The sequence below is a fragment of the Gracilibacillus sp. JCM 18860 genome, assembly GCF_055395245.1.
This window is the reverse complement of the sequence record NZ_AP043868.1, coordinates 884,575-899,516: the sequence shown is the minus strand read 5'-3', so window position 1 is coordinate 899,516 and position 14,942 is coordinate 884,575. Positions and strand designations below refer to the sequence as shown.

Here is a 14,942-nt window from a genome sequence, read left to right as displayed (position 1 = left end):
GGACGAGGCAGATACTTTCGTTTTCCTAACATTTATTAATGATGAGGAGTGTATGTAAGTGATAGATCTTCAACCCGTTCTTGATGCATATCAAATAATACCAACTAAAGTGGAAAAAGTGACAGATCGTGTTTTTAAAATTCATACAAATTATCGGATTTACGCATTAAAACATACTTCTTTATCTGATCAACAGCTTGGTCACTGGCAGGCGGTACATCATTTTCTCGATCAACGAAAGGTGCTTGGGTTTCTTCCTGTTTTTTTCACTGTAGCAGGAGATCCTTTTGTTACAAATCAACAATCCATTTTTTATCTGATGCCTTGGGTAGAATCATTTCCACATGAGCGACCAACAGATGAGTGGACATCCTTTTTTCATGCATTGGGAAAATTACATGCTAGTACATTGCAGTTGATTGAATTAGATCAGCAAAAACAAAATCAAGCAGAGTACCAAGCATATTTCCATAGTGAAATGAAACGAAATAGTGATGAGCTACTACAATATATTCGTTTATTTGAAGCAAAACGTTTTATGTCACCAGTTGAATTACAAGCTTGCATGTATTATCGGGATATGGAATGGGTATTAGAAGAAACGGAGAAATGGCAGCAAGTATATCTTGATGCTCTAGAAAAATCGGATAAGACCAGTATTGTGTTATGTCATGGGAACCTAGACCCTACCCACTATATCATGACAAACAATCAAACATATTTCTTGAACTGGGAGCATGCTCAGATGGCTTCACCTGTACATGATCTTATCAGTTTTTTATTATTTAACTTTCAATACCATGATTGTCAGATAAACAAATTAAAGGAAGGACTTCGCATTTATTTTCAATATATTCCATTTGGCGATCTGGAAAAAAGTCAACTAGCATTACAATTATTATCTATGGAAAAATATATGCATTGCTTAAAAGCTCACAACACCCCGAATAAACAAACAGTTATATATGAATCGATTCGATTTGAGAAGGAATATCGTAAGCTCTTGTTCTCGATTCAGCTTTCAGAAGACCTATTTTCGACGATCCAGCAGGTGGAGATGGATTAGATCCATTCCAAATGGAAGGCAATTAAAATACAAAGTAAAATACCTAGAAGGAGTACATCGAATGTCGTGGGGATAAATATTGTACGAATACCTTGGAAAATTACAATCGGAACAATGCAACGCTGACAAACAATGATACATTCTCGTGCCCATGGAGGTAACTTATATCGATAATATCGTCCCATATTCTCACCTCACTAGATTAGTCTTATCATTATATGCACGGATTCCAATAAAAGTGAGGGAATTAGCAACTTTTATCACGATTCTTTGTGCTATTCTAATTAGTCGAAGCTGATTTGGCTAGCAACGAACGTAAAATAGCAAATAAATTCTTTCAAAAAACAGTTTTTTTTGCAGGATTTTGCCAATTTTTATAGAATATATATAAGATAGTTCCTCTACTTAGGCAAAAGAGATTGTTGAATAGCTAGGGGTGTACAATTTTAATATTGGTAATGAATATAAATAGAAAACCAATATTGGAGACATCATCGTGTCCGTTATCATGATTATGTTACACATGAGAAGCAAATAGTATATAGGTCAATAAAGTGAGAGTTCCATTCGTGTTTTTTCAACCTTCACTGATGGGTTAGTACTGGTATAAAGAGAGTGGAGAACAAAGTATCCAATTGTTCCGAATGTCCTTAGTCTACTTTAGATACTATTATCTTTAAGCTGAGACATAAAGAAAATCGAGGAGAGACTTTTGGTTAAATCAGGCCTACTCGATAGTTTGGATGCTAGTGAATTCTCACTTTATTAGAAATTATCATTTTGTAGTAGAAGTACTATTTACTATTAATTATCTCAGAAAAAGGCAAACCTATCGTAAGGTAGGGACGCAAAGTTACAGATCCTAAAGCACAACTGCAAACGGATGGCTGTGCTGCCTGGAATACAGATTTGTATTTTAGGAGGAATTAGAATTGAATAGCAAGGGATTAAACATGGATTACGAGTGGGTTTACTTATTGTTAAAAGCAAAAGAGCAAGGATATACGATAACCGAAATAAAGGCATTTATTGATAGAGAAAAAAAGAAAAATGTGCATGATTCATGATGGTGATATGATTTAATTGATCAGAAATACGGACACTTTACTCATAGACTATTCTGGGCTACGGCTCAAATAGTCTCTTTTTTACATTTGGAAATTATAAAATTTTTGCAGGAAGAAATGCGACAAAGCGAGAATTTTGAAGACTAAAGTATAAGAAAAGTTTAACGCATCCGCTAAAGGGACATGCGAATGCGAGTTTTTCTAATATCGATCAAGTAATGAAACCTTGGACATAATTAGACGTTATTTTTTCCATTTGTTATACTAAGTTTAGATAATTGGTAAATGATACATATAAATTGAATTAGTAACACAATCTATATTTGTTATCATTTAATTTATTGGAGAAGGGATGAATTTTATGTCGACAACGACACCACATATTGTGGTATTAGGTGCAGGCTATGCAGGTATGATGACAACGAAAAGATTGATCCAACAACTAGCTCCACATGAGGCACAGATCACTCTTGTAAACAAGCACAACTATCATTATCAAACAACCTGGTTACATGAAGTGGCAGCAGGAACAATAGATGTCAATCGTTCACGTATTATGATTTCTGATGTGATTAACACAAAACGAGTTCATCTTGTCCAAGATACGGTTGAACGGATAAAAGCGGATGAAAAAAAGGTTCTATTGCAAAATGGCGAACTTGATTATGATTACTTAGTGATTGGATTAGGATTTGAAAAAGCGACATTTGGCATTCCTGGAATGGATGAGCATGCTTTTTCTATACAGTCTGTGGATACAAGCCGTATGATCCGTGATCATATTGAATATCAATTTTCTAGATATAAAACAGAAGATAACCCTAGTGATGATATATTAACGATCATCGTTGGCGGAGCCGGCTTTACTGGAATAGAATTTGTCGGGGAATTAGCCGAACGTATTCCGGTACTATGCAAGAAATATGATATTCCCCGTAAAAAAGTGAAAATCATTAATATTGAAGCAACTCCTACTATATTGCCAAATTTTGATGAAGAATTGTTAGAATATGCACAACGCTCCCTTAAAGCTAGAGGAGTCCAATTTAGGCTAGGAACCATGATTAAGGAAGTAAAAAAAGATGCGGTCATTGTTGGAGACGATATGGAAGAAATCAAAGCCGGAACCTTTGTATGGACTGGTGGAGTACAGGCAAATCGCATTGTCGGGGAATCAGGCTTTGAGTTAACAAAAGGAAAAGTCAATGTGGATACGATGTTAAGAGCACCGGGACATGATGATGTCTTTATTCTTGGAGATTGCGCATGGGTGATGAACAAGGATACCGGTCGTCCGTATCCACCAACTGCTCAAATTGCGATTCAAGAAGCAGATGTTTGTGCTCATAATATTAAAACAATGATTCAAGGTGGTACATTACGAGAATTCACCTTTGATGATAAGGGAACGGTTGCTTCACTTGGTGGATCAGAAGCGATGGGTACAGTATTCGATGGTCATAAACTTTATGGATTACAAGCGAAAGTAATGAAGCATGTGATAGATGACCGCTATTTATTTTTACTTGGAGGTCCTGGATTAGTATTGAAAAAAGGAAAGTTCCGACCATTTTAGTAAGGAGGTAGAAGTGATGAAAAACACTTTATTCTATACATTGCTAACTATTATTGCAACGATTTTTTATGTTCTTGTTTCCAGAAAATTAGAGGATAAAAGAGATTTTCGTTAGTATAAATTTGCGGGAGTAGGTGTTGCACGTAGACATCTACTCCCTTACATTTTTTTGCACCATTGCAGCATACTAAATGTTTAAAGGAGGTGTGTCCATTGTTTATGCTTAATAACGTAGTATTCCGAGATATTTTACATATTGATAAGCTAGAAATTCCTGATCGTAAAGTAATCTGTCTATTTGGGGAGAGTGGTAGTGGAAAGTCTACTTTATTAAAAATGTTAAATGGATTATTGACCCATGATCATGGGGAGATCTTGTTTCAGAACCAATCGATACTAGAATATAACCCAATAGAGCTTAGAAGAAAAGTGGTGATGTTGGGACAAGATCCTATTATGTTTGAGGGGACGGTTCGAGATAATTTATTGATTGGACTGGATTTTTCTGAGCGTGAAAGGGTAGAGGATGCGAAGCTGCTCAATTTGTTAAAAGAGCTGGAATTAAGTAAATCATTGGATGATGAAGCAGATAAATTATCAGGTGGTGAGAAGCAAAGAGTTGCGTTTGCGAGAATCTTATTAATGGATGCTGTCATCTACCTTTTGGATGAGCCAACCTCAGCACTCGATGAAGGGACCGAACACAAAGTAATGGATTTTATGATACATCGTGTACAACAAGATCAATTAACCGCTATATTCGTTACCCATTCAAAAGAGGTAGCAGAACAATATGCAGATCAAATCATCTACATGGAGGATATAAATAAGAAGGAGGTGATTTCATCATGAATAAGATGATGGATATCAATCTTTGGCAATTGATTTCTGCTTATATTTTCATGGTTCTATTACTTGTTATTGTTCGTTGGCGTAGGATTCCTCGAGAAAAGGAAATTGTTATTGCGACATTTAGAATGACAATCCAGCTCGTGCTTGTGGGCTATGTTCTCGTTTTTATATTCGAAAATGAGAACTGGATCTATTCTATTCTGGTTCTAATGTTAATGGAGATTTTTGCAGTTTATAATATTTATAAGCGTACTAAAATGCCTCTTACAAAAAATCTGAAGAAGATTATTGCGATTGCTATGATTGTTGGTACACTCTTCTCGTTTTTATATTTTGATTTTATTGTTGTACAATTTTCACCATGGTATGATCCCCGTTATTTCATTCCAATTGCTGGAATGTTAATAGGTAATTCAATGACGGGTATTACATTAGGCGTAAGTGCTCTTTTAGAAGGCTTTCGTTCACGAAAAAAAGAAATTGAGGCAGCTTTAATGCTTGGAGCAACACCAAGTAAAGCTTCCAAAAGAATGGTGAACAATGCCTTTGATTCAGCAATCTTGCCGACAATAAACAATATGGTTGGGATGGGTATTGTTTTTTTACCTGGAATGATGACAGGGGTCATTTTATCTGGGGCAAGCCCGTTAGATGCGATCAAATACCAGATTGCGATAATGCTCGGTATTACAGGTAGCGTTTCTTTGTCAGTAATTATCTTCCTATATTTCGGATTTAAAACCTTTTTTAACAAAAGGGCACAGCTTGAATTATAAAATATTTTTACTCCCTCACCTATGTACTGTGATAATTATCCTTGACGAAATGACGCTTTTTTGGATAAAATAACATATAATATATGACACCATTATTTGATGGAGTTAAATGTGATGATGAGGAAGAGTATTTCATGCTTATCGTACAAGAGAGGAAAGTCCATTGGCTGAAAGATTTTCTCGATAAAAGGTGAAAGAAGGTAGCCTCTGATGCAGCTCTACTGAACGAGTAGTAGGTAAAGCCGGGTGAACCGTTATCTCTTTAAGAAGTTGTATAGGCTTATTGCTTATAAACAAAGGTGGTACCGCGGAAATCAAACCTTTTCGTCCTTTTTACTAGGATGAAAAGGTTTTTTTGATTCCTATATCATAGAAACTGGAAATAACAAGGAGGAAATTATATGGCTGATCAACAGGAAGTGAATTTACCACCAAAGTATGATCCCACTACAGTAGAAAAAGGTCGTTATCAATATTGGGTGGATGGTAAATTCTTTGAGGCTGAAAGAAATCCAAAGAAAGACCCATTTACGATTGTCATCCCACCACCAAACGTTACAGGAAAACTACACATTGGTCATGCTTGGGATACCACATTACAGGATATTATTACAAGGATAAAGCGTATGCAAGGATATGATGTTCTATATTTACCTGGAATGGACCATGCTGGAATTGCTACACAAGCAAAGGTAGAGGAGAAGCTTCGTGAAGAAGGAGTTAGTCGCTATGATCTAGGGCGTGAGAAGTTCTTAGAAAAGGCATGGGATTGGAAGGAAGAATATGCAAGCTTTATCCGAGAGCAGTGGTCGAAACTGGGATTAGGACTTGATTATTCCCGTGAACGATTTACTCTTGATCAAGGCTTATCAGATGCAGTAAAAGAAGTGTTTGTTAAGTTGTATGAGAAGGATTTAATTTATCGTGGAGAGTATATCATTAACTGGGACCCACAGACAAAGACCGCTCTTTCAGATATTGAAGTTATCTATAAAGATGTCCAAGGCTATTTCTATCATATGAGATATCCACTAGCTGATGGTTCAGGACATATTGAAATTGCCACAACTCGTCCTGAGACAATGCTTGGAGATACAGCTGTAGCCGTTCATCCAGAAGATGAGCGATACAAGCATTTAATTGGTAAAAAAGTTAAGCTTCCGATCGTTGGACGCGAAATAGAAATCGTTGCAGATGATTATGTGGATAGGGAATTTGGTTCCGGTGCTGTAAAAATCACGCCCGCCCATGATCCGAATGATTTTGAGATCGGAAATCGTCATAATCTTGCACGTATTTTGGTTATGAATGAAGATGGGACGATGAACGAAAATGCTGGTAAATATCAAGGAATGGATCGCTTTGAATGCCGGAAGCAGATTGTTAATGACCTTCAGGAGCAGGGGGTATTATTTGAAATAGAAGAACATATGCATTCAGTTGGGCATTCTGAACGAAGTGGTGCCGTTGTGGAACCTTACCTTTCAACACAATGGTTTGTGAATATGCAGCCATTAGCAGATGCAGCACTAGAATTACAAAAGAACAGTGATGAAAAAGTCCACTTTGTCCCAGCTCGTTTTGAAAAAACCTATTTAAGATGGATGGAAAATATTCGTGATTGGTGTATTTCTCGACAATTATGGTGGGGCCACCGGATTCCTGCTTGGTATCATAAGGAGACTGGAGAGGTCTACGTAGGGAAAAAAGCACCTGAAGATATCGAGAATTGGGAACAAGACACAGATGTGTTAGATACTTGGTTCTCATCTGCATTATGGCCTTTCTCTACATTAAATTGGCCAGATACAGAGGATGAGGATTTCAAGCATTTCTTTCCAACTAATGCTCTAGTAACAGGGTATGATATCATATTTTTCTGGGTAGCTCGTATGATTTTTCAATCGAAGGAATTTACCAATGAACGTCCTTTTAAGGATGTACTCATTCACGGTCTTGTAAGGGATGCGGAAGGAAGAAAAATGAGTAAGTCATTAGGAAATGGAGTCGATCCAATGGAAGTGATCGAGAAGTATGGTGCTGATTCACTTCGATATTTCCTTTCCACTGGCTCAAGTCCTGGGCAGGATTTGCGCTTCCAATGGGAAAAGGTAGAATCTACTTGGAACTTTGTCAATAAAATTTGGAACGCATCACGGTTTGCTTTAATGAATATGAATGGATTAAAATTTGAGGAAATTGACTTAACAGGGAAAAAGTCTGTTGCGGATCAATGGATTCTCACACGCCTAAATGAAACGATAGAGCAAGTTACTCGTCATGTTGACAAATATGACTTTGGAGAAGCAGGTCGTTACTTATATAATTTCATTTGGGATGACTTCTGTGATTGGTATATTGAAATGGCTAAACTACCATTATACGGGGATGATGAAGCGGCAAAATTAACGACGCGATCTATTTTGGCCCATGTTTTAGACCAAACCATGAGAATGCTTCATCCATTTATGCCATTTGTCACAGAAGAAATTTGGCAACAATTACCTCACGAAGGAGAGTCTATTGTTCGTGCATCATGGCCAGTAGCTCAACAGGAGCTTTCTAACCATGAGGCATCTGACATCATGCAACAGCTTGTAGCGATAATTCGATCTGTACGTAATATTCGTGCAGAGGTTGATACACCTTTATCCAAAGAGATTCCGATTTATATTCAAGCAAATGATCCAGAAGGAAAAGCAAATATGGAAGAGAATCGTGTGTATCTTGATCGTTTCTGTAACCCTAGTGAGCTTGTGATTGACACTACGGTGGAAGTGCCTGAAAAAGGAATGTCTGCTGTCGTAACAGGTGCGGAGATTTTCTTACCATTAGAAGGGCTGATCGATATTGATAAGGAATTAGCTCGCTTGCAAGCAGAGTTGGAAAAGCTTGATAAGGAAGTAGAGCGTGTCGATAAGAAGCTTTCCAACGAAGGATTTGTCAAAAAGGCACCAGAACAAGTTGTAGAAGCAGAAAAGGCAAAGCAACAAGATTATATGGAGAAAAGAGAAAAAGTCAAATCACGAATGAATGAATTAAAAGGCTAAGGTATTAGAGAAGCATGGAGTTTGGAACTCCATGCTTTTTGTCTCTAACAATGAAATTCGTCACATTAAAAGTAGTCTTCTTTGATTTAAAGCAAGTTTTCTGACTTTATAGTGCTGGTAAAATAACCTTTTGTAAAATTTTTTCTGCGACATTGATACCTGTATAGGTTAAAATATTAGCAACATGTGCATTCGTATTGACCTCACAGACAATTGGACGGTCCCCTTTACCAAATAATAAATCAACACCCGCAAAATCGGCCCCAACAGCGTGAACGGCATTGATGGCTAACTGGATTTCTTCTTCTGATGGGCTATATGCCTCGATTCGGCTTCCCTGGTATACATTTGCACGGAAATCCTCCTGAGAGGTTCGCTTTAATGCAGCAACAAACCTTCCGCCAACGATAAATACTCGGATATCCTTCCCGTAACTTGATTTGATATATTCCTGCATTACAAAAGGCTTGTCATATATTTTTTTTACAATATCCATATACTCTTTTTCATGGTGAACAAGATAGACTTGCTCACCAAAAGAACCAAACCCTTCTTTTACAACAAAGGGATAGTTCAGCGATGAAGCAATTTGTAAATAATGCTCGAAGTGGAGTAGCTTTGCACCAGTGAATACTTTTGGGGCGATTAACGTTTTTGGTATCGTAACATGATGTTCTGCGAGCTTTTGGTACATAATAACTTTGTTATCACATCTTTCGATACAGTTGGCGTTATTATATACAGGTATTCCAGCATACTCTAATTGACGTGCTAGCGCAATATCTTTATCATGGAAAATAACAAAGCTTGGCTTTGATAAACCATTCAATGCGTGAATGTCATGCCCATTTGCATCGACAGAATTAACCACTGCATCATTTGCTACTAGTTCAATTGATATATCGTATTGGGCTGCAGCTTGTTGAATGGCCTTTGGAAATTGTAAAAAAGCATGACTCGCCATGTGCCCATTATAAATGACCCATCCTTCCATCTTTCATCACTCCCCGCTATATCTTCTAATAGTTATAATACAAGGTATACTAAAAAAATGAAACAAGGAAAGTGTGAAATACAATGTTATTATCTTTTCATGAAGTGAACGAATACTTAGAATCTCGTAGGACACTTGGTATTAAACCAGGGCTGGAAAGACTGGATTATTTATTAGCAAAAACCGATCATCCTGAGAGAAAAATAAAGACTATACATCTAGCAGGTACAAATGGAAAAGGTTCTACCTTAACCTTTATTCAAGAAGTATTAATAGCGAATGGTTATCGTGTGGGCTCATTCGTATCACCAGGTTTTCCAACCGTAAGAGATCATATATTGTGGAACCACAAGCCAATAAGTGAGAAAGTTTTTCTTGAGCTTCTTAATCAATTAGTCCCTACGATAGAAGAAATGGATCAAAAAGATATGGCTCCAACAGAATACGAGATTTTAATGGTAATCTGCTTATTGTTTTTCATTAATAGGGTGGACATCGCCCTAATAGAGACAGGTATGGGTGGGAAAGAGGATATTACAAATCGGGTTATTCCCATCCTTACAATCATTACTTCGATCTCTTTTGATCATACCGCTTTTTTGGGGAATACTCTAGCTTCCATTGCTTCTCACAAGGCTGGCATCATTAAGAAGAATACACCAGTTATCTTAGGCAGATTACCAGAAGAGGCACATCAGGTTGTGATAGATAAAGCAAAACAAGAGAGAGCGCCAATGTATATTCTTGGGGCAGATTTTAATATCCATGATAGTCACTCAGATTGGGAACATCAGTCTTTTTTGTTTCAATATAAACAAATAAAATGGTTGATAGAAATCACTATGCAGGGCATTCATCAGATGGAGAATGCAGCAAATGCCATGATGGCAATAGAGTGTTTAAAAGAGCAAGGCTGGACTATCAATGAAGAGTCCGTTCGAAACGGGATGAAGCATGCAAGGATTTCAAATCGAATGGAAGTTGTTGCGAAAAACCCAATAACTATTGTAGATGGAGCACATAATATGGCTAGTATAAAGGCATTAAGAAGAACAATAGAAGTGCTTTATCCCAATAAAAAGGTTTATCTCTTATTTAGTGCTTTCAGGGATAAGGAGGTAAATGAAATGCTTAAATATTTAGACGAAATGGCGACAAGGCTTGTTGTTACTTCCTTTGAGCATTCACGTGCCTTAAAAAGCAAGGATCTATACGCGGAATGGGATTACATACCTAATGCAAAGAAAGCGTATGAAGTGGTCAAAAACACTATACAAAAAGGGGACCTGCTATTGATAACAGGCTCATTGCATTTTGTGGAACAGATGAAACGAATTATTAAACAATAATGTTCCCTTTTCGGCAACGTTTGACAAGTAATGATTATTTAGTAAAATAAGATTATAAAACCGGACTTTTTATCATATTTTATTAGGTATTTAATACTAACGGCAACTCGGAAAAGGGAGCGATTTTAGCTAATGAAATTATTACCAAGGCAACTCAGATTTGGGCTGATGGAATGGTTAGCCATTCTAACAATCATCAGTATGCTTACCTTCCTTTCCTTTCCTATTCTGAGTAATGTAATGCATCAAGAGCAAGAAAAGGATGCTAATGTAAAATTAATGGAAAATGCAGCAAGGCTTGCTTATATTTATGCAAAAGCTGACCCAGAAGAGTCAAAAGAGGCTGTTTGGGTGTTTGACGGTGAAAAGAATGCTACCGAGGTAACCCCAAAGGAATTAATCCATTATCACTATTTGTCTTTAGACAAAGTCCCTCCAGGAAGTCTAATCTTCGATAATGGGAGATTCTATTATGATCCGAACGGAACACCTGGTGTAGAAACGATAATTGAAGAAGGGGGGTCTTCCTAGTTGGAGCACAATGTCGTATTTTTCTTTTTTATCACTGGTTTAGTATTTGGTTCTTTTTATAATGTTGTTGGCTTGCGAGTCCCTCATGGAAAAATGTTTTCCTCTTCAAGATCTGCATGCCCTTCCTGTCATCATATTCTTTCCTGGAAGGAACTCGTGCCTCTGTTATCTTTTTTCTATCAAAAGGGAAAATGTAAGCATTGTGGCAAAGCTATTTCTCCTTTATATCCCATCATAGAATTATTTACCGCTGTAGGATTTGCCTTCTGTTGTCTTTTTATTAACTCTCCATTAGAAATAGGTATAGGTCTTTTGCTTGTTAGTATGCTAGCAATTGTTTTCGTTTCTGATCATACCTATATGATTATTCCAAACCAAGTTCTTCTCTTTTTTCTCCCACTATTTATCATTTACCGAATCATTGTTCCAACTAATCCATGGTGGCTCTCTGTATTAGGAGGAATTGCTGGATTTGGATTGATTGCTATCATTATTCTGCTTAGTAAAGGTGGAATGGGGGCAGGAGATATGAAATTATTTTCCGTAATAGGATACTTAGTTGGTTTCCCTCACGTGTTTTTAACACTTTTTGTGGCCACCATATATGGGCTTGTCTTTTTTTTACTTCAGAAGTTGCTACACAAAGGGGAATCACCCCTAATCCCATTTGGTCCTTCGATTATTCTAGCAGGAGGGACAGTCTTTTTTTATGGAAGTACTTTATTGGATTGGTATTTCTCTCTATACTATTAAAAATCTACTTCCATATTATGAACTGTTTCAGCATCTGCTGACATCGTAATTTGTTGGTTGGACGCGATAGCATGGATTGGATCGAAGGAAGGGCGAAGAAATTCTGTCATTCTGTCTTTTTTTCGGGAAAGTTTTATTTTTCTTCTGACAAAACTCGTCTTACATCTTACTAATATTATGGTAGGGTGATAGAAAAGCACGGAAACGAGGGATTTGAATGAGAGAAAATAAAGGCATATCTATTCAAATAAACCAGCCTAAGAAAAAAATAGAACGTAAGCTGGAGGCGGAGAGTAAGCTCTTAGACGAAGACAAGCCATACTATAATGAACATGTAAGTAGTCCTCCACATTATTCAAGCATGAAGAAAAGACAAAACGGATTCTGGAAAAAATATCGTTCATTTATATATTCTTCGTTAACAGCTGTTCTAATTGGTACATTTCTTGGCTTTATCATGCTCAAAATATTTGTAGATATTGATCCAGAAGAAATGGCTTCTGATCAAACAGAGCAAGCCGTAAGTACGACAAAGGAGCAAACGAAAAATGCCACTGAAGCCAATACGACTACTAGTACATTCGAAGGTGTTCCAATTACTGGCTATGTTGTTCAAGCAGGAGTATTCAGCTCTGAAACTACGGCAAAGGAATTATTGGATCAATTGAACAACGCTAGCATCCCCTCCATGATTTGGCAGAGAGATGATAACTACCATGTATTTGTCGGGGTTCATGCAACAACAGATGGTTCTAAGCAATTTGCTGAAGAGGATCATTTAGAGAATTGGGAAGTTTATGCTGGTAAGGAGTGGACAACAGAGCCTGTTCAATTATCAGTGGATACAGCTGAAGCGGAATGGATGAAAGAATTTGACACCATTTTAAAAGAGTTAATAACTAATCCTACTAATGTAACACAATTAGAGCAATGGTTAGCGAAAAGCCCAGAGGAATTATCCCAAGCATTAGCTCCATTAATTGATAAAGTAAAGGCATACACAGCGAAGGCGGAAATGGTTGATTTATTAAAAATTTGGTATCAGTATGTGAACCTATCCAAATAATATGAAATGTAAGGGGAAATAATCATTTGTTGTTGGTATTCCTTTTTAGAAAAGTAGATTTGAGCAGTTTGTATTAGCCTCCATAGATCGGTAAAATACAAAGACAAACAGCAATTATTGGCTGTTTGAGAGGGGGGCTATGATGGAAAGTGGAATTGTTAAAATGAAAGAAGTGCCAAAGCAAGATCGTCCAAGAGAACGGTTAATCGAATATGGCCCAGGAAACTTGTCTAATCAAGAACTAATGGCGATCTTATTTGGTACTGGCACTAGAAAGGAGAATGTCTATCAGTTAGCAGAACGAGTACTTAAACATTTTGAGGGGATTGGAATGCTAAGAGAAGTCACCATAGAGGAATTAATAAAGGTAAAAGGTATTGGTCAAGCAAAGGGGGTTGTTTTACTAGCTGCAGTGGAGTTAGGAAAACGAATCCAACATTTTCAAGAAAAAGATCGTTATGTTATCAGAAGCCCCGAGGATGGGGCGAATTTTCTGATGGAGGAAATGTGTGCACTTAAACAAGAGCATTTTGTCGCCATTTTCCTTAACACAAAAAACCAAGTCATCCACCGACAAACTATCTTCATTGGAAGCCTCAATGCCTCGATTGTTCACCCTTACTTCATGCGTATTGACAGATCAATGTTTTTGAGGGGTTAAAGAGTGAAAGTGACGAAAAAGTGACCAACGTCTAAAATAATTGTTCGAACACATTAGCACTTTCTTTATGCTGATCTTCTTCTAGATGGGAATAGAGATCAAGCGTAATTCCTATATTCGCATGTCCTAAGCGTTCTTGAATGACTTTAAAGTTAATACCCTTCTTAACCATCAAAGACGCACAGGAATGCCTTAATTGATGAAATGAGATATGTTTCAAGTCATATCGTTTTTTTATTTTATCCCACTCATTCCTCATTGTGTTTAAGTGTGTTGGATACCCGTCTTCTCTAACAAGTAATAAGTTAATCATATCGCCTTTCTCATCATATATTCCTTTCCATAGATTACCCATTTGCATCCGTCTTGCTTTAAATTGAAGATGGTATTTGTCCAATTCATCCATAAAGTCTTTTGGGAAATAAACTGTACGGGGTTTTTTATTTTTAACCGGTGCAAGGTAAAATTGTTTTTTGTTTTTATCATATCTTAACTGTTTATCAATATAGATCGAATTGTTTTCGTAATCGATCGATTCTTCTCTTATACCTAATATTTCTCCTCTTCTCAATCCACCAATAGCAGCTAACTTTATCATGATACGATGTTTTGGATAACAATCCTCAAGTACTTTAAATAAATTATTTAATTCATCTTCATTGTAATAATCTACTTTCCTTTTTTCTCGTTTCGGTTCTTTTATTCCGGATGTGGGATTTATATTGATAACATCCCATTCAAAAGCTCTAGCGAAAATACTCTTAATTAAGAGATACTTATTAGGAATAAGTGGCTTGTTTTCAGCTTGTTCTTCTGCTAAATATTCTACAATATGATATTTCTTGATATCTTTCAATTTCATCTCTCCAAAGTATTCTAATACGCCACAATGATTTAATAAATACTCATATGCTTCTTTACTGGTCAATGTCAAATTTGGCTCTACATGATTTTTCATCCATCTATCAACAAAACTAGAAAACTTGATCTTATCGATAGGTTCGTCCTTTTCGTTAAAACATTTGATTTCAAAGTCACGAATCTTCTTATTAAGATCCCGTTCACTAGTTGCGGTTATCGTTTTTGTTCTTCTTTTCCGTTTACCACGTTCATCATAGCCAAGTTCAACATAGATTTTAAACTTTCCAAAACCTAAATCTTCATAACTTGCCATCTTATCACCTCTCAATTTAAAAAAAGA

13 protein-coding genes, 1 pseudogene, 1 riboswitch and 1 other annotated feature are annotated in these 14,942 nt (G+C 36.7%); of the genes and pseudogenes, 11 read left to right on the top strand and 3 right to left on the bottom strand.

The genetic code is table 11. From position 1 onward, the window contains the following. Positions 1-58: 58 nt before the first annotated feature. Positions 59-1,066, top strand: coding sequence for a phosphotransferase (locus ACZ5R4_RS04800; protein WP_054859095.1), 1,008 nt, complete (start codon positions 59-61; stop codon positions 1,064-1,066). Here the strand turns inward: ACZ5R4_RS04800 and ACZ5R4_RS04795 are convergent. After that, on the bottom strand, positions 1,063-1,251 hold the full coding sequence (locus ACZ5R4_RS04795) for a hypothetical protein (protein ID WP_109983993.1): 189 nt from the start codon (positions 1,249-1,251) through the stop codon (positions 1,063-1,065). The genes ACZ5R4_RS04800 and ACZ5R4_RS04795 overlap by 4 nt on opposite strands. A gap of 627 nt (positions 1,252-1,878) precedes the next feature. Further along, positions 1,879-1,966, top strand: a riboswitch (cyclic di-GMP riboswitch). 32 nt (positions 1,967-1,998) lie between these two features. Here ACZ5R4_RS04795 and ACZ5R4_RS04790 point away from each other — a divergent pair. The 5 genes from ACZ5R4_RS04790 to ACZ5R4_RS04770 all read left to right on the top strand — a co-directional run bounded on the left by ACZ5R4_RS04790 (position 1,999) and on the right by ACZ5R4_RS04770 (position 8,387). After that, the gene (locus ACZ5R4_RS04790) at positions 1,999-2,133 is read left to right on the top strand and encodes a hypothetical protein (protein ID WP_277678278.1); all 135 of its coding nucleotides are present in this window, start codon (positions 1,999-2,001) and stop codon (positions 2,131-2,133) included. A gap of 361 nt (positions 2,134-2,494) precedes the next feature. Beyond that, positions 2,495-3,709, top strand: a complete 1,215-nt coding sequence (locus tag ACZ5R4_RS04785; protein ID WP_109983994.1) for an NAD(P)/FAD-dependent oxidoreductase — start codon at positions 2,495-2,497, stop codon at positions 3,707-3,709. Positions 3,710-3,922: 213 nt separating this feature from the next. Continuing rightward, positions 3,923-4,561, top strand: coding sequence for an ABC transporter ATP-binding protein (locus tag ACZ5R4_RS04780; RefSeq protein WP_109983995.1), 639 nt, complete (start codon positions 3,923-3,925; stop codon positions 4,559-4,561). After that, positions 4,558-5,337, top strand: a complete 780-nt coding sequence (locus ACZ5R4_RS04775; RefSeq protein WP_464368141.1) for an ABC transporter permease — start codon at positions 4,558-4,560, stop codon at positions 5,335-5,337. The genes ACZ5R4_RS04780 and ACZ5R4_RS04775 overlap by 4 nt, the downstream gene beginning before the upstream one ends. A gap of 105 nt (positions 5,338-5,442) precedes the next feature. Then, positions 5,443-5,672, top strand: a binding site (T-box leader). 66 nt (positions 5,673-5,738) lie between these two features. Further along, positions 5,739-8,387 carry a valine--tRNA ligase gene (locus ACZ5R4_RS04770; protein WP_464368140.1) on the top strand — a complete coding sequence of 883 codons (2,649 nt, stop codon included), beginning with the start codon at positions 5,739-5,741 and terminating at the stop codon, positions 8,385-8,387. Positions 8,388-8,493: 106 nt separating this feature from the next. On the opposite strand, the gene ACZ5R4_RS04765 is transcribed toward ACZ5R4_RS04770, so the two are convergent. Then, a complete protein-coding gene (locus ACZ5R4_RS04765) occupies positions 8,494-9,381 on the bottom strand; it encodes an ATP-grasp domain-containing protein (RefSeq protein WP_464368139.1) in 888 nt (295 codons plus the stop codon). 104 nt (positions 9,382-9,485) lie between these two features. Between ACZ5R4_RS04765 and ACZ5R4_RS04760 the strand changes: the two genes are divergently transcribed. The 5 genes and pseudogenes from ACZ5R4_RS04760 to radC form a co-directional block, all read left to right on the top strand. Beyond that, on the top strand, positions 9,486-10,730 hold the full coding sequence (locus ACZ5R4_RS04760; protein ID WP_464368138.1) for a bifunctional folylpolyglutamate synthase/dihydrofolate synthase: 1,245 nt from the start codon (positions 9,486-9,488) through the stop codon (positions 10,728-10,730). A gap of 132 nt (positions 10,731-10,862) precedes the next feature. Next, on the top strand, positions 10,863-11,261 hold the full coding sequence (locus tag ACZ5R4_RS04755; RefSeq protein ID WP_054787832.1) for a hypothetical protein: 399 nt from the start codon (positions 10,863-10,865) through the stop codon (positions 11,259-11,261). Beyond that, positions 11,262-12,014, top strand: coding sequence for a prepilin peptidase (locus ACZ5R4_RS04750; protein ID WP_277678272.1), 753 nt, complete (start codon positions 11,262-11,264; stop codon positions 12,012-12,014). Between the two features lie 217 nt (positions 12,015-12,231). After that, the gene (locus tag ACZ5R4_RS04745) at positions 12,232-13,080 is read left to right on the top strand and encodes a hypothetical protein (protein ID WP_464368137.1); all 849 of its coding nucleotides are present in this window, start codon (positions 12,232-12,234) and stop codon (positions 13,078-13,080) included. 142 nt (positions 13,081-13,222) lie between these two features. Beyond that, positions 13,223-13,699: pseudogene (gene radC / locus ACZ5R4_RS04740) on the top strand (RadC family protein); the annotation flags it as partial. Between the two features lie 73 nt (positions 13,700-13,772). On the opposite strand, the gene ACZ5R4_RS04735 reads toward radC, so the two are convergent. After that, a complete protein-coding gene (locus ACZ5R4_RS04735; RefSeq protein WP_464368136.1) occupies positions 13,773-14,915 on the bottom strand; it encodes a tyrosine-type recombinase/integrase in 1,143 nt (380 codons plus the stop codon). Positions 14,916-14,942 lie beyond the last annotated feature (27 nt).

Excerpts from the sequence above, each read along its gene's own strand:
- ACZ5R4_RS04755 (WP_054787832.1), top strand. The coding sequence starts at position 10,863 with ATGAAATTATTACCAAGGCAACTCAGATTTGGGCTGATGGAATGGTTA.
- ACZ5R4_RS04785 (WP_109983994.1), top strand. The coding sequence starts at position 2,495 with ATGTCGACAACGACACCACATATTGTGGTATTAGGTGCAGGCTATGCA.
- ACZ5R4_RS04795 (WP_109983993.1), bottom strand. The coding sequence starts at position 1,251 with ATGGGACGATATTATCGATATAAGTTACCTCCATGGGCACGAGAATGT.
- ACZ5R4_RS04770 (WP_464368140.1), top strand. The coding sequence starts at position 5,739 with ATGGCTGATCAACAGGAAGTGAATTTACCACCAAAGTATGATCCCACT.
- ACZ5R4_RS04775 (WP_464368141.1), top strand. The coding sequence starts at position 4,558 with ATGAATAAGATGATGGATATCAATCTTTGGCAATTGATTTCTGCTTAT.
- ACZ5R4_RS04765 (WP_464368139.1), bottom strand. The coding sequence starts at position 9,381 with ATGGAAGGATGGGTCATTTATAATGGGCACATGGCGAGTCATGCTTTT.
- ACZ5R4_RS04735 (WP_464368136.1), bottom strand. The coding sequence starts at position 14,915 with ATGGCAAGTTATGAAGATTTAGGTTTTGGAAAGTTTAAAATCTATGTT.
- ACZ5R4_RS04745 (WP_464368137.1), top strand. The coding sequence starts at position 12,232 with ATGAGAGAAAATAAAGGCATATCTATTCAAATAAACCAGCCTAAGAAA.